Source organism: Succinivibrio faecicola (genome assembly GCF_019448115.1).
Lineage (GTDB): Bacteria > Pseudomonadota > Gammaproteobacteria > Enterobacterales > Succinivibrionaceae > Succinivibrio > Succinivibrio faecicola.
This window is the reverse complement of sequence record NZ_JAGFNY010000003.1, coordinates 56,860-82,200: the sequence shown is the minus strand read 5'-3', so window position 1 is coordinate 82,200 and position 25,341 is coordinate 56,860. Positions and strand designations below refer to the sequence as shown.

Sequence of the window (25,341 nt, the reverse complement as noted above, 5' to 3'; positions counted from 1 at the left end):
TATGTTTTATTTATACTATAACCTTTTTGCTTTCACGAAGAGCAACAGTCAGATTGAACTCGACTCTACCCTCTTCAAAAGCCTTTGAATCTGTGCAGAAATAGCCTTCACGCTCAAACTGGAAATGATCACCAACTTTTGCATTCTCAAGGCTCTTCTCTAAAGCGGCATTTTCAATTACTGTCTTTGAATTTGGATTTACTGTAGATAAGAAATCCTCTGCTGCACCAGGATTTGGTGTATTGAATAAATTCTCATACAGATTTACTGTTGTTCTAAAACAGTTGTTTGCATCAACCCAGTGAATTACACCCTTTGGTTTGTGTCCCTCAATATTTGCACCAACTGAGTTTGGAACAGCCTCACAGTGAACTACTGTTACATTGCCCTCTGAATCCTTCTGACAGGATAAAGCCTTAACAATATAACTGTTTCTCAAGCGAACCTCTGAGCCTAGCTTCAAGCGCTTGTACTGCTTGTTTGCCTCTTCTCTGAAGTCAGCAGCATCAATGTAGATTTCCTTAGACAATGTGATTGTCCTGCTGCCTAAATCTTCTCTTTCAGGATGATTTGAAACTGTATAGGAAGTATCGGTTACACCTTCCTGGCCATAGTTCTCAATAATAAGCTTGATTGGATGAAGAACAGCCATTGCTCGTGGTGCATTGGTATTGAGATCGTCACGAATACATGATTCAAGTGCGCTCATCTCAACAACATTATCCTGCTTTGTCACACCGATTCTACGGCAGAATTCTCTGATAGACGCAGGTGTATAACCTCTGCGGCGAAGACCTGAAATAGTTGTCAGTCTAGGATCGTCCCATCCATCAACAATACCTTCTTTTACAAGAAGATTGAGCTTTCTTTTTGATGTGATTGAACCTTCAAGATTCAGTCGGCTCATTTCATACTGATGAGGTCTTGCCTCAATAGAAATATTTTCTAAAACCCAGTCATAAAGACGACGGTTGTCCTGGAACTCTAAAGTACAGATTGAATGAGTGATTCCTTCGATTGCATCAGAAATACAGTGGGTAAAATCGTACATTGGATAAATACACCACTTGTCTTTTGTTATTGCATGACTTGCATAGCGAACACGGTAGATAACAGGATCTCTCATGCAAATAAATGCAGATGCCATATCAATCTTTGCTCTAAGACAGATTTCACCTTCTTTAAATTCACCGTTTTTCATTCTCTCAAACAAATTGAGGTTTTCCTCAACTGAACGGTTTCTGTATGGGCTGTCCTTACCTGGTGCTGTAAGAGTACCACGGTATTCACGGATCTGATCTGGTGTTAACTCATCAACATATGCAAGGCCTTTTTTGATTAACTCTACTGCATAACCATAAAGTCTGTCGAAATAATCTGAGGAATGACGAATCTCAGTCCACTTAAAACCAAGCCACTGTACATCGTTCTTAATTGAGTTGATGTACTCCATATCCTCTTTTTCAGGGTTTGTATCATCAAATCTTAAATTGCATGTACCTTTGTAATCTCTTGCCAGACCAAAGTTAAGACAGATTGATTTTGCATGGCCTATATGAAGATATCCATTTGGCTCTGGAGGGAAACGGGTTGCAACATGATCGGTCCTGCCGGATTTTAAATCGTCATCAATAATATCAGTAATAAAGTTACGAGGGATCTTTTCCTCAACTCCAACAGTATTACTCATTCTTTTTTACTCCAATTCCAACGGAAAAAACTATTAACTAATCAACAATTGTACTGATTTTATCAAAGAGCAGCTAAACACTCAATTTTATTAGCAATTTTTGTTATTTTTTGCATCAATAAATAAAATAATTTTATTTATTTTCAATATCTTAAATTTTTGTAGAATATTACAATTAATGCATAATTGAGATATAGCTTTGATTTTTTTGTACTGTATATATTATCAACATCTTTTTTTTTATACGAAACTACACAATTTTCTAAAAAAAATATATAATCGCATGAATTAAATCTCTTTTAACCGAGGATATAAAGATGAGCTTTGAATCAGAAAAGCCTTTTAACGATTTCCAGCACTTTGCTCGTGGCTTACGTCGCAGCGGTGATTTTACAATCAATGAGTCAAATCTTCTTGAGAAATACGGTACTGCAATGATGGAACTTTACAACGGTACCCGTGAGCCTTCAAATGATGAAGAAAAAGAGTTCGTAAAGCAGATTACTTCTGATGAGGTAATTACTGATAAAAACGCAAAGATCTTCAAGAAGTATCTTCAGGTTATCCAGCCACGCCACCTTCACCGTCTATGCTCAGTTGGCAATGATGATGAGTTAAACGGCAACAGCTTCATGGGTGGCTCACAGTCTTCAGAAGATTCTTTAGATTAACAGTCAGTCTATATACTGAACATAAAAAACCTGAATTTATATTCAGGTTTTTTAATATATATATCTGACATTGAGCGTCAGTGTATCGCCGTTCTCTACATACCATTCAGTAAATTTTGGAATATTTTTCTGTCTAGTGTAACTTATTGATTTTCGTTCTCTTTTTATATTTGCGATTATTGAATAAGATCATTATATAAATCAATATAGAAGAGATTATTAACTCCTATAAAGGCACAGAAAACAAGCACTTCATATGGTTTTCAAGGTTACTTAAAAATCATATTAATGGCATCATAAGCCATGAGATAGCCGTTATCAAACGGAAAGGTTGAAGGTATCAATCAGAAGATAAAGACAATCGAACGAAGAGCTATGGACTCACTGATGATGAATATTTCTTTTTAAAACTGTTTGATTCCCAAGGACAAAGATGGAAGTCTCAGAATGAATAAGGGGATCCTAGATCCCACATTTATTTGTACTGAGCCTAAAAAATTAAAACACTGATATAGGTTGCCACAACAGATAAGAGAACTGTAACCGATAAAGGTAACTTAAAAAGCGCACTTACTATAGCAACTACAGTGCCAATTGCAGCTGCATGCACATTGATAACTTCTGTTTCAATTCCATCAACTAGTACTTTTTCCTTTATACAGTTGAATATTCCAGGAAACACCAGCGCTGTCAATGCAGTATATGGCACAAGATCCCAGACTTTCTGCCAGTATGGGCTAAGCTTTAGCTTTGATATGAATAAAGCTGGTATTGATCTTACAGGATATGTTGCAACAAATGACAGAATAACTATGTAAAGATAGTAATTAGAGTGTTCCATTCTCTTTCCCCCCTTCATTATCCTTTGATTCTATCTGCTGCTTTTCATCATCTGAAACCTTGTCTTTTATAAAGAAAGCTCCTGCTAACGAACAGACAACAATGGTTGCAAGAACAGCCCAGCACTCATCCATAAACCTTGTCATGAGGATATTGAATAAAGCTGAAGAACAAATGATTGAAAACATTGATCTGCTCATGCAGGCACCAGGAATAATAATCGCAACAAACAGCGCATAAAGAGCAATTGTCATCGATGATGTAAGAGCTGGCGGCATAAAATCATGTGCAACAAGACCTAATGCTGCTCCACTTATCCATGATAACCATGAGATAAATACCAGGCCTGAAAAATAATATGGACTTACAAGCTCTTTTTTTGCAGTTGCAAAAATAGCAAATGGCTCATCTGTAATGTAGTGAGAGAAAAATGCTCTCTGAAAATTACTCATTACCTTGAATCTTGCAAAAACAACTGCGCTCATAATAAAGTAGCGGAAGTTTAGAAGTAAAAGACCAACCACAAGCGCAATCAGACTTGCCCCCTGCTGAGCATATGTAACAGCCAGGAACTGACCTGATCCTGAGTAGCAGATCATTGACATCAGAATTGTCTCAAAAGCTGAAAAGCCATACTCTTTTGCCATAACAGCATAAGCACAGCCAACAGAAATATAACCCAAACAGATAGGAATAGAATGACGTACTCCCAGTAAAAAAAGCTGTCGATTATTCATGATTATGCAGATAAGGAATAAATATCAGTTTAATACAAGAAATAAATATTAATTATGCACCAAAAAGGGGTAAAAGTATATTAGAATTACACATCGGCTTTCGTATGCTATTATTCTATTTATTTTTTTTAACTTATTAGACATATAACTATGACAAATTTAGATATTGCTAAATTCGGTGGTACATCTGTAGGTAACTTTGAAGCTATGACTTCAAGCTACAAGGTAGTTGTATCAAATCCAAATTCACGTGTTGTTGTAATTTCAGCCTGCTCTGGCGTTACAAATCTATTAGTTGAGCTTGCTTCAGGTAAATGCTCAAACGAGAAAATTGATGAGATTATCTCCAAGCTTCGCGATATTCACGAGCAGATCATCACTCATCTTGAAAACCAGCACGAATTAAGAAACTTCATCGAAGGCCACTTAAAAGAGATTAAGGATCAGACCCTTGTTGCAAACGATAAGGGCACAAACGATCAGATTGCTGATGCAATCGTATCTCACGGCGAGTTAATGTCATCATTCCTGTTTGTTGCTTTATTCAAGCACTACGGTACTGATGCACAGTGGTTCGATGTTCGTACTGTAATGCGCACTGATTCCAAGTTCTCATGCGCAAAGCCAAACTGCGATGAAATCCGTGTTTTAACCCGTGACAAGTTAATGCCTCTTATTTCTGATAAGACTATTATCATCACTCAGGGCTTTATCGGTTCAAATACTTTAGGTGAGACCACAACCTTAGGACGTGGTGGCTCTGACTACTCTGCAGCATTATTAGGTGAAGCTTTAGACGTTGCAACTATTTCCATCTGGACTGATGTTCCAGGCGTATTCACAACCGATCCACGTGTTGTAAAGAATGCAAAGCCAATTCCTGAGTTAACCTATATTGAAGCTGCTGAAATGGCAAACTTCGGTGCCAAGGTTTTACATCCATCAACAATGGTTCCTGCTGTAAGACGCGCAATTCCTATCTTTGTTGGTTCTTCAAAGGAGCCAGAAAAGGGTGGTACCTGGGTTCGTCCATCAACACAGACTGCTCCAAACTTCAGAGCCTTAGCTTTACGCAAGAATCAGACTCTTATCGTTTTATCATCACCTGTAATGGTTGGTGCAACTGGCTTCTTGGCAAACGTATTCTCAGTATTTGCTAAATACAACCACTCAATTGATCTTGTTTCCACATCAGAAATCTCAATTGCAGTTACTATTGACGGTGGTACCAGCACATCAGGTGCTCAAGGTCTTGATCCTAACATGTTAAAAGAGCTTGAACAGTTCTGCCACGTTAAGGTTGAACAGGGTCTGCCACTAATTGCCATTATCGGCAACAATATGTCAGAGAACAACGGTGTTATCACTAAAGCCTTTGACTGTATTCAGCAGTTCTCTGTAAGAATGATCTGCTACGGTGCTTCACGCCACAACCTATGCTTCCTTTTAAAGGACGGAGACACTTCTGTAGCTTTAAATGAGCTTCACAAGCAGTTACTGGAAGACTAATCTGTAACTGGCACACTATTTGCAATCCTTTGATCTGTGATCAAAGGATTGGCACTTCAAAAAAATTATCAAATCTTTTGTCAAAAAAATTAAACTTTTACTTTTTCTTCGCCGATAATATATATAGGTGGGATAATTCTATATTTGATATAGATATAAGAGGTAATCAAAATGACAACTATTACCAATGCTGGTGTTGGCTCTGGTAATGATTTTGAAAGCATCATTCAGGCGATGCTTTCTACTAAGAAATCTAATCTGACTAACAGAGTTACAAAAGCAAAAGCTAAATGCGAAATTGAACTTGATGGTGTCAAGAAGATGAAGAGTGCGCTCAACACCTTCCAGACAGCCTGTGAAGAAATGTGTAAAGCAAATGCTATGAATACACATAAGGTTACAACTTCACAGTCAAAAGATTATGAAGCTTTCAAAATTACTCAAAAAGAAGACTGCTCCAACACCAATTTTGATATTACTGTTACTCAGCTAGCTCAGTCAGAGGCTGTTACACAGAAATTCAATACAGCAGACGGCTTTAGAAATTCTTTTGGTGCAGGTCATATTACAATCGATCTTGGTCCTGAAACTTTCCAAAATGACAGGGGCGAAAAAGAAACCAGAGAAAGAAAGTTTGAAATTGATATCAGCGAAGGCGATACAATTGAACTTGTAAGAAAGCGTTTAAACAAGAACGATCTTGGTGTAAACGTAAATCTTATCAAGACTTCATCTGGATACACTTTCTCTGTTGATGGCGGTACAACTGGTGTTGATACCACCAACATGAAGATCACTGCAACTCCTAGCAATCCATCTGATACAACACACGATTCTATCAGTGTATTCAACTTTGACAGATCATCTGATACTGAGGTTAATGCAAAAGGTAACAGAGTTTCTACAAGTGGCTCTAAATGGGCATATAGAGAAGCTAAGGATGCTGAAATTCTTATTGATGGTGAAAGCGTAACATCACACACCAATCAGTTTGATGAACAAATTTCAGGTATTACCCTTGAAGTATTAAAACTGTCAGAAAAAGAAACCATTGATGATGGTAGTGGTAACGTTACCACTGGTTTCAAGAGCTACAGTGTCAATATTACTACTGATGCCGATGAAGCTTACAACAAGATGAATAAGTTCGTCGAAGCTTACAACACTCTGCAGTCTACTCTAACCTCTCTGTATAAACACAACACCTATTCAGAAGGTAAGAATCAGTTAGACGGTGGTGATCTTGCAGGTGACTCTCAGGTTAAGGGTATTCAGAATGCTCTTCAGACCATGATCTCAAGATTCAATAAAACAGATGACGGTGGAGATGGGTCATCATCTGGCAGTAATAAAACTATTTTTGACTGTGGTCTGACCTTAAAAAAAGATGGAACACTCGCTCTTGATAAGACTAAGTTTACAAAAGCTATTAATGAAAGTTTCAATGCTGTAGTTAATCTGTTCAGTTCTGAAGACGGCCTTCTCAAGGAAATGAGTAACTACGTTGAAGATTACACAGAGACTGGTGGTCTTCTATCTGAGCGTGTTGATGATATTCAAAAACAGATTGACAGCTGGACTGACAAAGAAGAGGCAAATACTGTTAAACTTGAACAGTATGAGGCTATGCTTCGTAAGAAGTATGGTAACCTTGACTCCCTTATGGCCAAGTACAATACATCATCAACATACATATCTCAGATCATGAGCAGCATTGGTTAACAGCAATTGCATTGCGCATAAAAACGAGGGCGATAATTATCGCCCTTTGTTTTTATATAATAAAAGAGCTTGTAGTTAAATTACTTTACTTTCTTCAATTCAATATAGCAGTCTTTTTTATAGAAACTGATCCCGTAGCTGTATATTTTGTTTACAAATGGATGAGTGATATAACTTTTTGCATATTCTTTATCATCAATCTGTTTTATTGCATTTTTTGCGTCAATTATTACAGATTCAATATTTTTTGATGCTTTAAGTTCAAGAATAACAACAGTATCTTCACTTTCATTTTTAAAGACGATATCAGCATAACCATCACCAGATTCACTGTTTGACTGGTAATCACTTATGCTATCAGAACAGTTTGTGAACACACCTGATAAGAATCCATGATAGAAGTTCTCTTTCTTTGCCTTTGTTGCAAAATCTCTTACAGATACATATCCTTTAAGTAGCTTTTTTAAATTGATTTTTGCTGTTTCACAATCACCTTCAAACAGAGCTTTAGCTATAAGCATAGCCTTATTCTCACCTTTAGTTGATGATTCTTTAAAATGCTTCAATATGTTAGTTTCAAAGCATTCTCTGATTTCAAGATTAGGTATTCTAAGTGAATAGACAGCTTTTGGTCTTCCTGTTTCTTCGTTTTCAACTCTATAACCATCAGATGTCAGATATCCTGTATGCAAAAGAAGGGAGAAGAAATCTATCTCTTCATGTTCTGATAAGGTGTCATAATTCATTGAATCATTGATATAGGTTTCAATACTCAAACCATCCATCAGTGCCTGCATCTTGTCTGTTGCCTTATCAGTCAGATATCCTACATATGATAATAATGCATTACTTGAGGTTGAGTTTATCCAGTAATTTCCTGGTATTATCTTAGTGCCAGAAACTTTCTTTTTGACTGCCTCTGCTATAAAGTTAATTACATCCCATGGACAGAACATCTCTTTTTTATAGAATCTGTATCCATCATAGTTTTCTTTAACCAACGTTGTATACTCTTCAAGCTCATAGTCTTTTAAAAGCTTTAGAGTCTCTTCTTTTGTAAAACCTATGATGGAATCAAAATCATAGTCCTCTGAAAGCACTGTATTAACAGTGATGTTGTTTACACCTGTAAAAATACTGTTTTTTGCTACTTTTAAACAGCCAGTAAGAACTATTTTTTCTATTGGGGATACTTCATATTCATTATTGTTTGGTGTGATTTTCATGAAATCAAAGAACTGACTTATCAGTTTCACCATCTGTGAATGATATCCACCTTCTGATGCCTTTGCTAATGGTACATCATACTCATCGATTAAAAGTATGACTTTCTTTTTATAGTGCTTATAAAGACAGTTTGATAGAAATTTAAAAGCTTCCTTTACATATCCTATTGAATTTATATCACACAGAAATTCTCTATCTAGATATTTGTTATAGTTCTCAAGATCTTTTTTTTGCAGATTCTTACTGTTTAATAAAAAGTCGTAATCAGAAAATAGACTTACTACGACACGTGCTAATGCATCATAGGCTTGCTCAAAAGTCTCTCCATATGCACTTTTAAGAGAAATGAAAATAACAGGGAACTGTCCCATGTATTCATCAGTGAATTCTTTATCTTTTAGAATCTCAAGACCTTCAAAGATTTTTTCTTTAAATTCTCTGTTGTCACTGCCATCTGGTGCAAGTCTTAAAAATGAGGCAAACATATCCATTAAAAGAGTTTTACCAAAGCGTCTTGGTCTTGTAAAAAGAAGTACCGAGGATGGCTCTGTAAAGACATTCTTTAGATAAGGTGTCTTATCTACATAGTATTTACCTTTTTGTCTTAATGAAACAAAGTCCTCATTGCCAAGTGGCAATGGTTTGAATGTCTTTTCGGTCATTTTTATATCCAGAATATATAGTAACTATATGTTAGTTTAACTGAATTTAAATTTAATTCAACTCATTAGAAATGAGTTATAAGAGGCTTTTTTAGATAAAGACACAGATGTTGACAGCGCACCATGGCTGATGCCAGATGCTTTCCGGCACAATTTGGTAAAGATGTGATCCGAAAACCTTTCATAGATTGCAATCTACATGCAAAAAAAATCGCCGCATTGTTTGCGGCGATCTTATAAATATCCTAAATCAAGGATATTTCAGAACATTAGATGTCCTTGTCTAAGCAGCCAGCTGAACCTAAGCGATCAAATGCTTCCTGTAGACGAACAACCATGCTCTCCTGACCCTTACGTAACCATACGCGTGGATCGTAGAACTTCTTGTTTGGAACATCTGGATCGGTACCATCACCTAACTGACCCTGTAAACGGTTCTCGTTTGCCTTGTAGTAGTTAAGGATACCTTCCCAGGTTGCCCACTGAGTATCGGTATCGATGTTCATCTTGATAACACCATATGATACTGATTCGCGGATTTCCTGCTCTGAAGAGCCAGAACCACCGTGGAATACTAAGTTTAATGGCTTCTCATCAGCTAAACCAAACTTCTCCTTAACGTACTTCTGTGAATCACGTAGGATGGTTGGCTTTAACTTAACGTTACCTGGCTTGTAAACACCGTGTACGTTACCGAATGAAGCAGCGATAGTGAAGTTTGGAGAAATCTTTGATAACTCCTCATATGCATATGCTACGTCTTCTGGCTGAGTATATAATGCTGACTCGTCCTTACCTGAGTTATCAACACCATCTTCTTCACCACCGGTGCAGCCTAACTCTAACTCAAGAGTCATGCCGATCTTAGACATACGCTCTAAATACTTGCAGCAAAGAGCAACGTTATCCTTTAATGATTCCTCTGAAAGGTCAATCATGTGTGATGAGAATAATGGCTCACCGTGCTCAGCATAGTACTTCTCACCAGCGTCTAATAAACCGTCAATCCATGGTAACAGTTTCTTAGCGCAGTGGTCAGTGTGAACAACTACAGGTACACCGTAGAACTCAGCAACGTTACGAGCATGTAAAGCACCAGAGATAGCACCTAAAATAGCTGCACCCTGTGGCTTATCCATCTTTAAGCCCTTACCAGCGATGAACTGTGCACCACCGTTTGAGAACTGTACCATTACAGGAGATTTAGCCTTAGCACCAGCCTCGATAACAGCATTGATTGAATCAGTACCAACGCAGTTAACTGAAGGGAAAGCGAAACCACCCTTACGAGCTAAAGCAAATAACTTCTGTAAGTTTTCACCAGCAACAACACCTGGCTTGATAACGTCTAAAATCTTAGTCATAAGATTAAATACCTATAAAAATAAAAAAAGAAACTTTTAGATAACACAAATGCCAGCTGACACTGGCATTTTACAAAATGAATTATTCAGCTGCTCTCTTCTCTAAGATTTCAACAGCAGGTAACTTCTTGCCCTCTACGAACTCTAAGAAAGCACCACCACCTGTTGAGATGTAAGAGATCTTGTCAGTTACGCCGAACTTCTGGATTGCGTTGATGGTATCACCACCACCTGCAACAGAGAAAGCCTCTGAAGAAGCGATAGCGTCAGCCATTGACTTGGTACCTAGAGCGAACTGATCGAACTCGAATACGCCAACTGGGCCGTTCCATAAAATGGTCTTTGCATTCTTTAAAACTTCGTTGATGTTAGCCATTGACTTAGGACCTAAGTCGAAGATCATGTCGTCATCAGCGATGTCTGCTAAATCTTTGGTAGTAGCCTCAGCATTCTCGCTGAACTCCTTGCCAACAACAACGTCTACGAATGCAGGAATGTTGGTCTTGCCAGCAATTTCCTTAGCATCGTTTACAAGCTCGTCTTCGCATAAAGACTTACCTACGTTGTTGCCCTGAGCCTTGATGAAGGTATTGGCAATACCGCCACCAACGATTAACTGGTCGCAAACCTTTAATAAGCTGTTTAAAACGGTTAACTTGGTTGAAACCTTTGAACCGCCAACAATAGCAACCATTGGACGTGCAGGGTTATCCATAACCTTGCCTAAAGCATCTAACTCAGCAGCTAACAATGGACCTGCACAAGCTACTGGAGCAAACTGAGCTGCACCGTAAGTAGTTGCCTGAGCACGGTGAGCTGTACCGAAAGCGTCCATTACGAATACGTCGCATAATGCAGCATATTTCTTTGATAAATCTTCAGCGTTCTTCTTCTCGCCAACGTTGAAACGGCAGTTCTCTAAAACTACCAGCTCGTTTTCCTTAACGTCAACGCCGTTTAAGTAATCCTTCTCTAAACGAACTGATACGTTTGGTAACTTGGTTGCAATGTAATCAGCAACTGGCTTTAATGAGAACTCTTCTGCGTACTCACCCTCAGTAGGTCTGCCCAAGTGAGAGATAACCATAACCTTAGCACCCTTCTCAAGAGCTAATTTGATGGTTGGTAATGTAGCCATAATACGCTTGTCTGATGCAACTTTGCCGTCCTTTAAAGGTACGTTTAAGTCTGCACGGATAAGTACTCTCTTGCCCTGTAGGTCAAGATCGGCCATCTTTAAAACTGCCATAGTTCGTTTTCCTCTGTTATTAAATTCGTCTTTGTTAGACTTTTACTTAGCATTTACGTCCCAATATTTTAGCACATAAGTCAAACAATGCAATTTTAATGAGACATTTTTTCACTATTTTTCATTTTGAATTCATTGTGGTGAAAATTGATTTCATTCACTCTTGCAATATACATTTCAAATGATTTTTTTATCTTCTTTAAGAACCAAAAAACAAAGCCGGCATAAAGCCGGCCCTGTCATATTTCATATCTTATTTTAAAAGATTTAATGCCTTGTTTACTACATTCTCAACAGTAAAGCCGTACTCCTTGAACAGCAATGATGCAGGAGCAGAAGCACCATAATGATCAAGACATAATGTATCACCATCAAGACCAACATACTTGAACCAGATGTTAGAACAGCCAGCCTCAACTGCAAGTCTTGCACGTACAGCCTTAGGAAGTACAGACTCTTTGTACTCAGCTGACTGACGATCAAACACATCTGTGCTTGGCATTGATACAACACGAACCTTCTTACCCTGAGCCTCTAACTGCTCTGCTGCATGATATGCAAGAGCTACCTCAGAACCAGTACCGATTAAGATAAGATCAGGAGTGCCAGCGCAGTCCTTTAATACATAACCGCCCTTAGAGATATTCTCAACCTGCTCTTGTGTACGGTTCATCTGCTCTAAGGTCTGGCGTGATAAAATTACAGCACTTGGACCATCCTGTCTTTCAATCATGTATGACCAAGCAGCACCGGTTTCAACCATATCACAAGGACGCCACTCATCAAAGTTTGGAATTAAACGCAATGTTGAAATCTGCTCGATTGGCTCGTGGGTAGGACCATCCTCACCAACACCGATAGAATCGTGGGTGAATACATATAATGTAGGGATCTTCATTAATGCTGACATTCTTAATGCATTCTTAGCATAGTCAGAGAAGATCAGGAAGGTACCGCCATATGGACGGAAGCCACCGTGAAGTAACATACCGTTCATTGCAGCTGCCATAGCGAACTCACGTACACCCCAGTGAATATAGTTACCCTCAAGGTGACCTGGTAGAACAGACTTTGATTCCTTGTTTACAGTCAGATTTGAAGGTGCAAGGTCAGCTGAACCACCTACAAGCTCTGGAAGAAGTGAACCGAAGAAATCTAAAGCTAACTGACCTGCCTTACGTGTAGCAACCTTAGGATCTGCATTTTTCTGCAACTGCTCAATCCATGACTTGGTCTTTGCAGCAAAGTCAGCAGGTAACCTGCCTTCCATACGGCGTACATATTCAGCTGCAAGCTCTGGGTACTTAGCCTTGTAAGAAGCAAACAGATCGTTCCATTCTTTCTCAAGCTTTGCGCCCTGCTCTGTTGCATCCCACTGTGATCTGATGTCTGCAGGTACCTCAAATGGACCATAGTTCCAGCCTAAAGCCTTCTTGGTTGCAACAATCTCATCCTCACCTAAAGGAGCACCGTGTGACTTCTCAGAGCCAGCCTTTGCAGGAGAACCAAAACCGATTGTTGTAGGACAAATAATAATTGATGGACGGTTCTTATCAGCTCGAGCAAGTTCGATTGCAGCACGTACCTGCTTGCCGTCATTACCGTTTTCAATTTCGATAACCTGCCAGCCGTAGCCCTCAAAGCGCTTCTTTGTATCGTCAGCAAACCAGCCTTTTACCTCACCGTCAATTGAAATGCCGTTTGAATCGTAAAGAACAACAAGCTTGCCTAAACCCAAGGTACCGGCAAGTGAGCATGCTTCATGTGAAATACCTTCCATTAAACAGCCGTCACCTGTGAATACATAGGTGTAATGATCAACGATATCAAAACCTTCTCTGTTGAATTCTGAAGCCAGTAAACGCTCAGCAAGTGCCATACCAACAGCATTACCAATACCCATGCCAAGAGGACCGGTTGTTGTTTCAACACCTGGAACCTCACCATACTCTGGGTGGCCTGGTGTCTTTGAACCGAACTGACGGAAATTCTTTAAATCATCCAAGGATAAATCGTAACCTGTCAGGTGTAACAGGGAGTAAATAAGCATAGAAGCATGGCCGTTTGATAAAACAAAACGGTCGCGGTTTGCCCACTTAGGATTCTTTGGGTTGTGATGCATAAAACCACGCCATAATGCTTCAGCCATATCAGCCATACCCATAGGTGCACCAGGATGACCTGAATTTGCTTTTTGAACACCATCCATGCTCAATGCACGCACTGCGTTAGCTAGCTCTCTGAAATCTGACATATTTTCTCCTTGAAAACAAAACCTAATTAACCTGATCGTCAAAGATTACCTTACCATCATTCAGTTCTATCGAAGTGTGATAGGTATCCTTTGATTTTACTAAAACTTCATCGCCAATTGAACTTATATATTCAAAACCGGCATCATTCATTCTGTCGAACTTTACATTTATCTTTCCGACAAGATGACTTAAAACTGGGTTTATACCTCTGCTATGCTTTGGAATAGTCAAGTAGCCGTTAGCCATAGCATTATACATTACATTTTTGTTATCTTTAATAAACTGTGATCGATACTCAAGTTTTTTCATATCGAGTTTTACAGCCTGATATATTGTAGCCCTGTTTATCAGCATTGGTCTCAATATCAGCTCAGGCCATGACAGATCTAGCTTTTTAAGTTCATTCATATTTAAATAACGAAGCGATCCTTCAAATGCACCTGTACCGTATTTTAAATTTCCTCTTGCCATAATCTTCAGATTGAAATTATTAAATTTATCAAATCTGTAAGGTACAAGCGAAACATCAAAAGATCTGAACTGCTGAAGCATTTCACTTTCTGTTACAAGCTCCTTTGCATAGATTCTTGCAAACAGAGGCTTTTGCAGCTCCTCTATTTGATCATATGTCATTGTAAAGAAGAATTTTTCTGCACTCAAACCTGGAAGATAAAGGTTGTCAAACTCTCCTACTACAGTTCGTCTTGCATCTTCTCTTTGCAGGAATCTGTAATCTATTGTCAGGTTTGAATTCTTTCCGTTGTATTTCTTTACAACCCCCTGATCTATGATTCTGTCTGAATATGGTGCATTAAGATAGAACCTTGCGCTTACAGATAAAGGAATAAGTTTAACCTTTACTGAAGCTTCATTACTTATACTGTCCTTTAAAAGTCCGGTTTTAACAGTGAAATCTCTTAAAATCGGCTCAATCTGAAACTTTGATTCAAGATTTAAAAAGTTGTAGTCAGTCTTTACAATTATCTGATAACGCTTTTCAATATCAGGGATCTCTATTTCAACAAAACCAACCTGATGATTCCAGCTCTCATCAATCTTTTTATAACTTACGGTTGTCTTGTACAAAAGCAGATCTGTATTGTACTCATGTTCCAAGAACAAATTAGCCTTGTATACAAGTGCTGCAAGTGTCCTGTTTGCACACTTACCGGTAACATATATACCTGCTCTATAAAAAAAGGCAGCGCCAAGAACAAGCAATACAAGGCTAAGTGATATCTTTAGTTTGAATGACTGCAAGTTAAAATCTCCAATTAAATACCAGTGAAGTGTACTTCAATTGAAGAGTTTGCCTCAAGTTTAATATACCGGCATTAGCCGGTATATCACACTTTTTTTGATTAACCGAAGACTTTCTTGTAGTCAGCCTGGAACTTTTCAATACCCTGATCGGTTAGAGGATGATGAATCATCTGCTCGATAACCTTGTAAGGAACTGTAGCAATATCGGCACCTGCAAGTGCGCACTGGGTAACATGAACCGGATTTCTGACTGATGCGCAGATAATCTGTGATTCAATGTTATTGATTGCAAACATCTCTGAGATGGTTCTTATTAAATCAAGACCATCCTCTGAAATATCATCAAGACGACCAACGAATGGTGAAACATAGGTTGCACCGGCTCTTGCTGCAAGTAAAGCCTGGTTTGCTGTGAAGATTAAGGTAAGATTGGTCTTGATACCTTCAGCCTTGCACTGCTTGCATGCCTTTAAACCTTCAGCAGTCATTGGTAACTTTACAACCATGTTCTTATGAATAGCTGCAATTTCACGAGCCTCTTTCATCATTCCATCAAAATCAAGAGTTGTAGGTTTAACCTCACCTGAGATAGGGCCGTCAACAATTGAAGCAATTTCCTTTACGGTCTCTTTAAAATCATGACCTTCCTTTGCAATCAGTGATGGATTGGTTGTCACACCGCAGATAACACCTAAATCGTTTGCCTTTTTAATATCTTCAACATTAGCTGTATCTAAAAAGAATCTCATTTATAAATACTCCCTACGAATCAATTTCTGTTAATAAAACTGTTTTACTTAATAATAGTACAAACAGCACCGTAAACGTTTACAATTTTATAAAACTGTGAACTTTTTCTAATTTTATTTTTTTCACCTTTAATTTTTACTCTATTTTTTTGAATTTGGCAAAAAGAAAAATCATGTTTTCAATTATCTGCGTATTCACTGAAATATCACAAGAAAATTCAAATATTAATCCCACATTTTTTAGTAGTAAATTATAAAATATTAATCACTACTTTTTAAGCATTTTATTATTTGATTTTACGTAATTTATTTAATTTTATTGAGTAATTTTTTCAATAATATCTATACAAGTTTTTTTATTAGTATATAATCAGTCCATAAGATTTATTTAAGAGGAATTAAATTATGTCAAGATTATTTACCTCAGAGTCAGTTTCAGAAGGACATCCAGACAAAATCTGCGATCAGATTTCTGATGCTATTCTTGATGCTATCCTAAAGCAGGATAAAACAGCTCACGTTGCCTGCGAAACTGTTGTTAAGACAGGTCTTATTCTTATTGCAGGTGAGGTTACCACCACTGCAAATGTCGATTTTGAAGCAATTGCAAGAAAGACTGTCTGTGATATCGGTTATGATAATTCTGAAGTTGGCTTCGACGGACACTACTGCGCATTCTTAAATGGTCTTGGCAAACAGTCTCCTGATATCAATCAGGGTGTAAGCAGAGCCTTACCTGAAGATCAGGGTGCAGGTGATCAGGGCTTGATGTTTGGTTATGCAACCAATGAAACAGAACACTTAATGCCTGCTGCAATTACTTATGCTCATGAGCTTATGAAAAAACAGGCTCAGCTGCGTCGTAACGGCACTATCTCATGGTTACGTCCTGATGCAAAGAGCCAGGTTACCATAGCTTACAAGGATGATGGCTCTATAGACTATATCGATACTATCGTTCTTTCTACCCAGCACGATGAGACTGTAAAACAGGAAACTGTCCATGAGTGCGTTTATGAAGAAATCATCAAGAGAGTAATTCCTGAGAAATACTTAAGAAAGGATACCAAGATCTTCATCAATCCAACAGGCAGATTCGTTATCGGTGGTCCTGTAGGTGATGCAGGTTTAACCGGTCGCAAGATCATCGTTGATACATACGGTGGCGCAGCCCGTCACGGTGGCGGTGCTTTCTCAGGTAAGGATCCATCAAAGGTGGACAGATCAGCTGCATATGCTGCAAGATATGTTGCAAAGAATATCGTTGCTGCAGGCCTGGCTAAGAAAGCAGAGGTTCAGGTTTCATATGCAATCGGTGTTGCAAAGCCAGTTTCTGTATCAGTAAATACATTCGGTACAGGTAAGTACGATGACAACAAGATTGCTCAGATCGTACCTGAAGTATTCGATTTAAGACCTTTTGGCCTTATCCGTCAGCTTGATCTGTTAAGACCAATCTACCAGAAGACTGCTTCATACGGTCACTTCGGCCGTCCAAGCTTCAGCTGGGAACAGACCAACAAGGTAGATGATCTGCTGCAGGCCATCAAATAATAATTTGATAGAGCCCGATATAAATTTGGATCTGTAATACTCTACCAAAATTAAAATGCCACTGATATTAAAACTTCAGTGGCATTTATCTTTTTGATTTAAAACTGTGTTTTAATTTTCAGAGTTTATAGAACTACAAGCTGAGATAAAACACTTACATCCTTGTCATTTAGAGAGTTATTCTCTACGCCCTTTTTAATATCCTCACTTGAGTACTTATCCTCAGGATAAACTACAACAACTGATTTATCGCCGTTTGCAAGGAAATTGTGCTCACCAAAATCTGTATATCTTGTAGCACCAATTGAAACCATGATAAGTTCTGGTTTGCCAGCCTCATTTATATAATCACCAATCTTCTCAGCAGGACCTTCATTTTGCTGATTGTTAAGCTTATCGATTAGCCATAAAACAAGCTTTTGATAAACATAGCTGTAATCTCTTACAGCTGAATCTTCACCGTATGCTATAACTTTGGAATCTCTTACCATGAAACTTGCAATGCGGTACCTGTTCAATATGCCTGATTCATCAAATGAATCAATTGCAATAAGGTTGTCCGAAAGGCCTTTTGATGATTTTCCCCAGTTCTTCTTAATACTAATCTTCTTTGCGCCTTCCTTTCTGATTGAACAGTCATTGGATGCACCGAATAAAACAGGCTTTAATGACTTTACCTGTGTACCTTCATAGGTTACCTCACAGATAATTGCACACTCAGGTTCAATCTGAAGCTTGGTCTCCCCCTCAGGGAAGATAATCTTCTGTGAATCAAATGGAAATACATTTAAAAATTCAGGAATGCTCTTGCCTGCTTTTGGCATGAATGTTGGGAATACTGCCTTAGGGGCCTTAGCTTCAGCAGTTTTTACATTGGTAAAATCAACTGCCTCACCTGCCTGCTCGAGGTGTCCGGTAAAATTACCTGCTACGCCAAATGTAGCCATTTTGCTCAAATCAATAGACATTTGCACTCCAAAAGAAATACCTAAAAAATTGTAAATTCAACTTATCTGATTATAGCATACAGCCAGTTATCATGCTTTTTGCAAAATTATAAAATGATCATGTCTTTGTGTTAGAATCTTTTTTTGAATTTATAAGGTTTAAAAAGATGATAAAAAAGCTATCTGTTTTAATTCTATCTATAAGCGTACTCTTTACTTGTGCAATGAGTGAACCACTCTCTTTTAGAGAATCTAAAACTCATATGCCAGGAATATTCAGTAAGCTTACAAAGGCAAAAACAATCTACTGCGGTTGCAATATTATTTTTTATGAAAACGGATATAAACCAGATCTTGCTTCATGCGGTTATAAAATAAGATCTAATGAGCAAAGAGCAAAAAGAATAGAAGCTGAACATATTATGCCTGCACATGCATTCGGTAAAAAAAGAGAGTGCTGGATTTTAGGCGGCAGAAAAGAATGCTCTGAGAATGATCCTGAATTTATCTATATGGAAGGTGATCTTCATAATCTTTATCCTTCAATTGGTGAGGTAAATGGCGATAGAAGCAACTACAGATTTGTAGAAAAGCTTAAAGGAAAATCACCTTACGGTAAATGCTCAGTTGTTATAAATACTAAAAAAAAGGTAGCCTCAATTCCAAACAGAGCTAAGGGTATTGTTGCAAGAGCATATCTTTATATGTCGAGTACCTACAAGATACCGTTGACTTCTGAAGAGATAAATATGTTCAGATACTGGAACAAAAAATACAAAGTTACAAAGAACGAATGCATAAGAAATAAGCTTATAAAGGAGATTCAAGGAAACGATAATCCTTTTGTAAAGGCTCAGTGCAAGAGATTTAAACTATAAAAAACAGGATAGCTATGCGTGATGTAAGGATCTGCCAGTTTAGAGCAAATTTAAACCTGAATGACACATTCACTCTTGATGATGACGGCTTTGGCCATCTTATAAGAGTATTAAGATTCAAACAGGGCGATAACTTTATCGTATTTGACGGATTAGCAAATGAGTACAAAGCAACATTAGAAGAGGTATCTTCTAAAAAGGCTTCTTTTAAATGTACAGATAAGATTGACAGAAATGTCGAAAGTCCACTTCTTGTTGAACTAGGTCAGGTCATAAGCCGCGGAGACAAGATGGAATTTACAATACAGAAAGCTACTGAACTTGGAATTCACTGTATTACACCTCTGTACTCATCAAGATGCGGTGTGAAACTTGACAGAAAGCGTGAAGAAAAGAAAGTCGAACAGTGGCAGAAGATTGCTATTGCAGCATGCGAACAGTCAGGAAGAAATGTTGTGCCTGTTGTTAATGATATTACCTTGATTGATGACTGGTACAAGCAAGGTGAGAATGCTCTGTCATTGACTCTTGATCCTAAGGCTGACAAAAAGCTTACTGAAATTGAACCAAAGCAGAATGTAAGACTTCTTATTGGTCCTGAAGGCGGACTTTCAGCAGAGGAAATAGACAATGCAGCAAAAGCTGGATTTCAAGGAGTTACATTAGGCCCTAGAATATTAAGAACAGAGACAGCAGCATTAGCAGCACTTTCAATATTAGGTTGTACCTTTGGAGATTTATAAATGGAAATGACAAACCTCGTTCTTGGAAAAAGCACAACCTATGATTGTGAATATGCACCTTCAAGACTGCAGAGAATCAAACGAGAGCTTGGTCGTTCACAGATTAAAAACTATACAGAATCTGAAGGTTACGATCTCTGGAGACTGTATGAGATAACCTATCTTGATCTCAATTCACTTCCAAAAGTTGCAGTAGGTAAGATCATAGTTCCAAAAGACAGTGAATATATAGTCGAGTCAAAGTCATTAAAACTATATATTTTCTCTTTGACCATGACAAAATTCAAATCACTTGAGCAGGTGGAATCTGTTATCAAAAGAGATCTGAGTGAACTACTTGAATGTGATGTAAAAGTCTCACTTATGACTTTAAACGATAATGATTTTGCTATATCCAAGATTGATAGTGTTGAGCTTGAAAGTGCAATCGATCTGAAAAATTTCCAACAAAACTCTTTTACCTATTCAACAGATATGCTCAAAGCAACTTCAGACAAGCAAATCTCAATAAACTGTCATACAAATCTTTTCCGTTCGCTTTGTCCTGTAACAGCACAGCCAGATCATGCAACAATGTTTATTGAATATGAGGGAAAAGAGATAAGTTATGAATCTTTGCTATCCTACCTTATCTCACTTAGAAATCATCAGGGGTTTCATGAGCAGTGCGTTGAACTGATATACAGCGATATTATGACAATGTTAAAGCCAAAAAAGCTTTGTGTTCATGCAAGTTTTACAAGACGTGGTGGTATTGACATCAATCCATTTAGAACAAATCAAGCAATAGATTCATATAAAAACGTAAGAACTGTTAGACAGTAAAACATACACTATTAAGGTGCAGCATTGCACCTTAATATCTTCACTTTTACTTTATTTTTTTACCTGCAATATAGCACTGCTTATTATAGAAGCTTATGCCGTAACAATAGATAGTATTTATGGTAACTTTTCTTACAAATGGCTCGTAATACTTTTTCTTTTCTATCTGTAAAAGAGCATCATTTGTGTCCTGTTCAAAATCATCATCGCTTTTTGATACTTTAATCTCAAGGATAACTACTTTCTTCCTTCTTTTATCCATGAATATTAAATCAGCATAGCCATCACCTAATTCACTGTTTGATTTAAAGTCAGTTATGAAGTTAGAACAGTTTGTAAATACTCCTGATAAGAATCCATGATAGAAGTTCTCAGGTTTTGCCTTTGTTGCAAAGTCTCTTATAGATACATAGGAGCTAAGAAGGTCAGAGATATTTTCTGATGCACTTTCACATTCACCTTCGAACAATTCGTTTGCAATAAGCTTTGCCTTATTCTCTCCTTGATTTACTACTGCATCAAAGTGAGCATTGATATTTTGTATAAAGCATTTTCTGATTTCTTTATTTGGTATCTTTAGTGAATAGATGGTCTTATCTTCTCCAGCAATATTCTCTGTTCTGTAGCTATCTACTGTAAGATATCCTGTAAAAAGTAATAATGTGTAGAAATCCTCAGCTTTGTGCATCGATAAATCATCATGGTTCATTGAATCATTGATGGTTGTCTCTATACACTCACCATCCATAAGCTTTTGCATATTCTCATTATCTTCATCTGTAAGATATCCAACATATGACAATAATGCATTACTTGAGGTTGAGTTTATCCAGTAGTTTGGTGCATTTACCTTGATATTCTGTGATTTCTTTTCTATGGCATCTTTAATAAAAGAGACTAAAACCCATGGACAGAACATTTCCTTTTTATTGAATCTGTAGCCATCATAATTCTCTTTTACAAAAGGAAAGTAATCATCAAGTTCATAGTCCTTTAATATCTTTACAGTCTCATCTTTTGTAAAGCCTATCATTGAATCAAATGATGGACTTTCAGACAGAATTGTATTCACATAAAGATTGTTTACACCTGTAAAAATACTGTTCTTTGCTACCTTTAAACAGCCAGTGAGTACTATCTTTTCTATAGGCAAATCTGCTTTTTCATTTGCATAAAAATTATTTTTCATTACATTAAAAAATGAAGTCATCAAAGTCACCATCTTATCGTGGTAACCTTTTTCAGAAGCCTTTGCTAAAGGTACATCATATTCATCAATCAGGATAATGACTTTTTTTGAATAGTGTTTATAAAGACAGTTTGATAAGAATTCTAAAAAGTTTTTTATATAAAAGCTATTATTTAATGAACGTAACTGATTAACATTCTGTAGTATTCTTAATGATTCTTTTTCTGAATCTAATAGCTTATTACTTTCATGTAAAAAATCAAATTCACTAGATAAATTAGATATCACATAGGCAAAAGCTTCATAAGCTTCTGTGAATGTATCACCATATACGTTTTTAAGTGTAATAGAAATAACAGGAAACTGTCCTAGGTATTTATCTGTAAATTCTTTATCATTTAGAATCTCAAGACCATCAAAGAGTTTTTCTTTATACTCTCTGTTTGAAGATCCATCTGGTGCAACTCTTAAAAAGGATTTGAACATATCCATTAATAGAGTTTTTCCAAAACGTCTTGGTCTTGTGAAAAGGATCACTGGAGAGAGATTGGTAAATACTTTTTTTATATAGGAGGTCTTATCAATATAATAACCACCATTTTGAATGATATAAGCAAAATTCTCATTTCCTATAGGCAGTTGTTTAAAGCATTTATCACTCATAGTCTTTATCCGTATTTTTGTTTACTTTCTATATTTTAGCTTAAAAGCATTTAGTTTCAAAAAAATTTAATATTGAATTAATAGCATTTTCTTAACATAGAACATAACATTCTTAACAATTCTTATCTATACTGTAAAAAGAAATGTATTTGATAATAAAGGATTTTTATGAGTGTAGTTGATGTATGGCCAGTTGGTTCAATGGCACTTTTAACAAAAAATGAAGCTGACGCTATTTCTTTATCAGGAAAAGGAGAGCTTTATGAACTATACAGAAACTGTTCACTTGCAGTTTTAAATTCAGGTAATATCACTGATAATTCAGCCGATCTGCTTGAAAACTCAAAAGATTTTGAAATTAACATCATTAGAAATGAAAGAGGTTTAAAGCTAGAGCTTGTTAATCCTCCTGAAAGTGCAATTGTTGATGGAATTGTAATAAAAAAATTAAGAAATCATCTGTATTCAGTTTTAAGAGATATTATTCAGTTAACAAATCTTTCATCATTGCTCAATGCGTCTGTAAAAAGCCAGTTTGATGATGAATCTGATTATATAACCCATCTTATTTTTATTATTTTAAGAAATGCACAGGTTTTAAAGGCTGGTGCAAAACCAAACATTGCTGTGTGCTGGGGTGGTCATTCTATCTGTAAGGAAGAATATGATTATGCATACAAAGTAGGCTTTGAAATGGGACTTCGTTATATCGATATCTGCACAGGATGCGGACCTGGTGTAATGGAAGCTCCAATGAAAGGATCACTGCAGGGATATTCTCAACAATGCGCTCAGGAAAAATGCAGACTAATTGGTCTTACAGAGCCATCCATTATTGCAGCTGAACCGCCAAATACAATGGTAGATGATCTTATTATTCTGCCTGACATTGAAAAGAGACTTGAAGCATTTGTGCGTCTTGGTCATACTCTTATTATCTTCCCTGGTGGACCAGGTACAGCTGAAGAGCTTTTATATATTCTTTCTATAAAGTTACATCCTGAGAATAAACATAATTTCATACCTTTAATTCTCACAGGTAACAAACAAAGTGAAGAATATTTCAAAGCACTTGAAGATTTTCTCATCACATGTTTTGGCAAGGAAATTACAAGATACTACGATCTGATTATCGATGATCCTGTAGCTGTGGCAAACAAGGTTAAAAAGAACAATGAATCAGTATTTGATCATAGAACCATTACACATGATTCTTACTGCTTTAACTGGACTATGAAAATTCCTTATGAACTTCAGATAGCAAATACTGTAACTCATGAATTCATGTCATCTTTAAATCTTACAAAAGAACAGGAAGAGTGGAAACTTGCAGCAAACTTAAGAAGTGCATTTTCTGGCATTGTTGCAGGTAATGTTAAAGATTATGGTATTCAGGCAGTCAAGAAGAACGGACCTTTTGTTCTTCATGGTGACAAGATGATTATCGATGAGCTTGGAAAACTTCTTGAGAATTTCATAAAGCAGCATCGTATTTTACTGTCACAAAAAGAATACAAGCCTTGCTATACCTTTGAATAGCCTATCTTAATACTCCATCGCAGCTTGTGCCTATCAGGGCACAGGTTGCATCAAACACGTCATTAAAGTTGTTCGTAAAATTACTCATAAATGCATTTAATGAGAAGATAAGAACGAACATACCAACAACCATTGAAATTGCAAAACCTAAAGAAAAGACATTTAGCTGAGGTGCTGCCTTTGTCATAACACCTAATGTAAAATTAACAACCAACATGGTGCATACAGCAGTTAAAGCCATCGCAAGACCTGCTGTAAACATTGAGCCAAAGAAAAATAAAAATTCGTTTAGCCCCTGAGCTGGAAGAAAACTTCCTATTGGTAAAACTTCAAAGCTTAATAAAAGAAGCCTGAAGAAAATAAGATGACCGTTAACACTGAAAAATACCAGTGTACAAAGAACTGTAAAAAACTGACCTACTACAGCTGTATTTGTACCTGATACAGGATCGATAAGGGAGGCAAAACCTAAACCTGTCTGCATTGCAATGGTCTGACCTGCAACAATAAAAGCCTGAGAAATTAGCAAAGTTGCAAGTCCCATACAAAGGCCTATAAGGACTTCTTTTATTGTCGTAAGAATTCCTGGAGCTGAAAACGGGGCTGCATCTGCAGGAAGATTTGGAATTGATGGAAGAAAACAGACTGTAACAGCTAATGATAAAAGAGCTCTAGTCATCATAGGAAAGGAATTTCCAGAGATAACCATCATAGTGGCTAAAAAAGCACTTATTCTGCAAAGTGGCCACACAATCTGGGCTACTGCAGCTAAAGTTATAGGCTCAAGAAAATTCATCAGCTGATAACCTGAGGTATCATATCAATAATGGATCTGAAAAAAGACATCAGCTTTTCAAGACCCCAGTGTGATCCGAACATCAGAGCGCCAACAGTCACAAGCAATCTTGGAAGAAAGGATAATGTCTGTTCATTGATTGAGGTTGCAGCCTGGAAAATAGATACACAAAGACCAACCACAAGTGAAGGGACAATACTGGCACTTACAAGAATAGCAACAAGGCCTAATGCCTGACGGACGATATCAACAAAAATCTCTGGTTCCAT

Annotated in this window: 21 protein-coding genes and 1 pseudogene; 9 read left to right on the top strand and 13 right to left on the bottom strand. The window is 37.2% G+C overall.

Features of this window, described 5'->3' with window-relative positions; genetic code table 11:
• Window positions 1–10: 10 nt before the first annotated feature.
• Complete coding sequence (glnS, locus tag J5V48_RS02130) at window positions 11–1,690, bottom strand: glutamine--tRNA ligase (RefSeq protein ID WP_219936575.1); 1,680 nt, start codon at window positions 1,688–1,690, stop codon at window positions 11–13.
• Between the two features lie 317 nt (window positions 1,691–2,007).
• Here glnS and J5V48_RS02125 point away from each other — a divergent pair, with 317 nt between their 5' ends.
• Both J5V48_RS02125 and J5V48_RS10120 read left to right on the top strand, forming a co-directional pair.
• A complete protein-coding gene (locus tag J5V48_RS02125) occupies window positions 2,008–2,361 on the top strand; it encodes a MaoP family protein (protein ID WP_219936574.1) in 354 nt (117 codons plus the stop codon).
• Window positions 2,362–2,676: 315 nt separating this feature from the next.
• Window positions 2,677–2,816 (top strand): annotated as a pseudogene (locus J5V48_RS10120) (transposase); the annotation flags it as partial.
• 35 nt (window positions 2,817–2,851) lie between these two features.
• Here the strand turns inward: J5V48_RS10120 and J5V48_RS02115 are convergent.
• Window positions 2,852–3,202: an AzlD domain-containing protein gene (locus J5V48_RS02115; RefSeq protein ID WP_219936553.1), complete on the bottom strand. Its 351-nt coding sequence runs from the start codon at window positions 3,200–3,202 to the stop codon at window positions 2,852–2,854.
• Window positions 3,189–3,938, bottom strand: coding sequence for an AzlC family ABC transporter permease (locus tag J5V48_RS02110; protein ID WP_219936551.1), 750 nt, complete (start codon window positions 3,936–3,938; stop codon window positions 3,189–3,191). The genes J5V48_RS02115 and J5V48_RS02110 overlap by 14 nt, the downstream gene beginning before the upstream one ends.
• A gap of 150 nt (window positions 3,939–4,088) precedes the next feature.
• Here J5V48_RS02110 and lysC point away from each other — a divergent pair, with 150 nt between their 5' ends.
• Window positions 4,089–5,447 (top strand): lysine-sensitive aspartokinase 3, encoded by a 1,359-nt coding sequence (gene lysC, locus J5V48_RS02105; RefSeq protein WP_219936549.1) that lies wholly within the window; start codon window positions 4,089–4,091, stop codon window positions 5,445–5,447.
• Window positions 5,448–5,618: 171 nt separating this feature from the next.
• Complete coding sequence (fliD, locus tag J5V48_RS02100; RefSeq protein ID WP_219936547.1) at window positions 5,619–7,169, top strand: flagellar filament capping protein FliD; 1,551 nt, start codon at window positions 5,619–5,621, stop codon at window positions 7,167–7,169.
• Between the two features lie 80 nt (window positions 7,170–7,249).
• Here fliD and J5V48_RS02095 read toward each other — a convergent pair whose 3' ends face one another.
• The 6 genes from J5V48_RS02095 to fsa form a co-directional block, all read right to left on the bottom strand.
• The gene (locus tag J5V48_RS02095) at window positions 7,250–9,058 is read right to left on the bottom strand and encodes an AAA family ATPase (protein ID WP_219936545.1); all 1,809 of its coding nucleotides are present in this window, start codon (window positions 9,056–9,058) and stop codon (window positions 7,250–7,252) included.
• Between the two features lie 269 nt (window positions 9,059–9,327).
• Window positions 9,328–10,422, bottom strand: a complete 1,095-nt coding sequence (fbaA, locus tag J5V48_RS02090) for a class II fructose-bisphosphate aldolase (protein ID WP_219936543.1) — start codon at window positions 10,420–10,422, stop codon at window positions 9,328–9,330.
• A gap of 82 nt (window positions 10,423–10,504) precedes the next feature.
• On the bottom strand, window positions 10,505–11,671 hold the full coding sequence (locus tag J5V48_RS02085; RefSeq protein ID WP_219936541.1) for a phosphoglycerate kinase: 1,167 nt from the start codon (window positions 11,669–11,671) through the stop codon (window positions 10,505–10,507).
• A gap of 253 nt (window positions 11,672–11,924) precedes the next feature.
• Window positions 11,925–13,925: a transketolase gene (tkt, locus tag J5V48_RS02080; protein ID WP_219936539.1), complete on the bottom strand. Its 2,001-nt coding sequence runs from the start codon at window positions 13,923–13,925 to the stop codon at window positions 11,925–11,927.
• Window positions 13,926–13,947: 22 nt separating this feature from the next.
• Window positions 13,948–15,186 (bottom strand): hypothetical protein, encoded by a 1,239-nt coding sequence (locus tag J5V48_RS02075; RefSeq protein ID WP_219936537.1) that lies wholly within the window; start codon window positions 15,184–15,186, stop codon window positions 13,948–13,950.
• Between the two features lie 101 nt (window positions 15,187–15,287).
• Window positions 15,288–15,938, bottom strand: a complete 651-nt coding sequence (gene fsa, locus J5V48_RS02070; RefSeq protein WP_219936534.1) for a fructose-6-phosphate aldolase — start codon at window positions 15,936–15,938, stop codon at window positions 15,288–15,290.
• A gap of 405 nt (window positions 15,939–16,343) precedes the next feature.
• Here fsa and metK point away from each other — a divergent pair, with 405 nt between their 5' ends.
• Window positions 16,344–17,492 (top strand): methionine adenosyltransferase, encoded by a 1,149-nt coding sequence (gene metK, locus J5V48_RS02065; RefSeq protein ID WP_219936531.1) that lies wholly within the window; start codon window positions 16,344–16,346, stop codon window positions 17,490–17,492.
• Between the two features lie 125 nt (window positions 17,493–17,617).
• On the opposite strand, the gene J5V48_RS02060 is transcribed toward metK, so the two are convergent.
• On the bottom strand, window positions 17,618–18,460 hold the full coding sequence (locus J5V48_RS02060; RefSeq protein ID WP_219936528.1) for a DUF5718 family protein: 843 nt from the start codon (window positions 18,458–18,460) through the stop codon (window positions 17,618–17,620).
• Window positions 18,461–18,606: 146 nt separating this feature from the next.
• Here J5V48_RS02060 and J5V48_RS02055 point away from each other — a divergent pair, with 146 nt between their 5' ends.
• The 3 genes from J5V48_RS02055 to J5V48_RS02045 are packed head-to-tail and all read left to right on the top strand — an operon-like array spanning window position 18,607 to window position 20,885.
• Window positions 18,607–19,317, top strand: a complete 711-nt coding sequence (locus J5V48_RS02055) for an endonuclease (protein ID WP_255557648.1) — start codon at window positions 18,607–18,609, stop codon at window positions 19,315–19,317.
• A gap of 14 nt (window positions 19,318–19,331) precedes the next feature.
• Window positions 19,332–20,060, top strand: a complete 729-nt coding sequence (locus J5V48_RS02050) for a 16S rRNA (uracil(1498)-N(3))-methyltransferase (RefSeq protein ID WP_219936526.1) — start codon at window positions 19,332–19,334, stop codon at window positions 20,058–20,060.
• Complete coding sequence (locus J5V48_RS02045) at window positions 20,061–20,885, top strand: NADPH-dependent 7-cyano-7-deazaguanine reductase QueF (RefSeq protein WP_219936524.1); 825 nt, start codon at window positions 20,061–20,063, stop codon at window positions 20,883–20,885.
• A 46-nt stretch (window positions 20,886–20,931) separates the two neighbouring features.
• On the opposite strand, the gene J5V48_RS02040 is transcribed toward J5V48_RS02045, so the two are convergent.
• Window positions 20,932–22,737 (bottom strand): AAA family ATPase, encoded by a 1,806-nt coding sequence (locus tag J5V48_RS02040; protein WP_219936522.1) that lies wholly within the window; start codon window positions 22,735–22,737, stop codon window positions 20,932–20,934.
• 168 nt (window positions 22,738–22,905) lie between these two features.
• Between J5V48_RS02040 and ppnN the strand changes: the two genes are divergently transcribed.
• Complete coding sequence (gene ppnN, locus J5V48_RS02035) at window positions 22,906–24,276, top strand: nucleotide 5'-monophosphate nucleosidase PpnN (protein WP_219936520.1); 1,371 nt, start codon at window positions 22,906–22,908, stop codon at window positions 24,274–24,276.
• A 1-nt stretch (window position 24,277) separates the two neighbouring features.
• Here the strand turns inward: ppnN and fliR are convergent, their stop codons facing one another.
• Both fliR and fliQ read right to left on the bottom strand, forming a co-directional pair.
• A complete protein-coding gene (gene fliR, locus J5V48_RS02030) occupies window positions 24,278–25,072 on the bottom strand; it encodes a flagellar biosynthetic protein FliR (protein ID WP_219936516.1) in 795 nt (264 codons plus the stop codon).
• Window positions 25,072–25,341 (bottom strand): flagellar biosynthesis protein FliQ, encoded by a 270-nt coding sequence (gene fliQ / locus J5V48_RS02025; protein WP_219936514.1) that lies wholly within the window; start codon window positions 25,339–25,341, stop codon window positions 25,072–25,074. Before fliQ ends, fliR begins: the two co-directional genes overlap by 1 nt.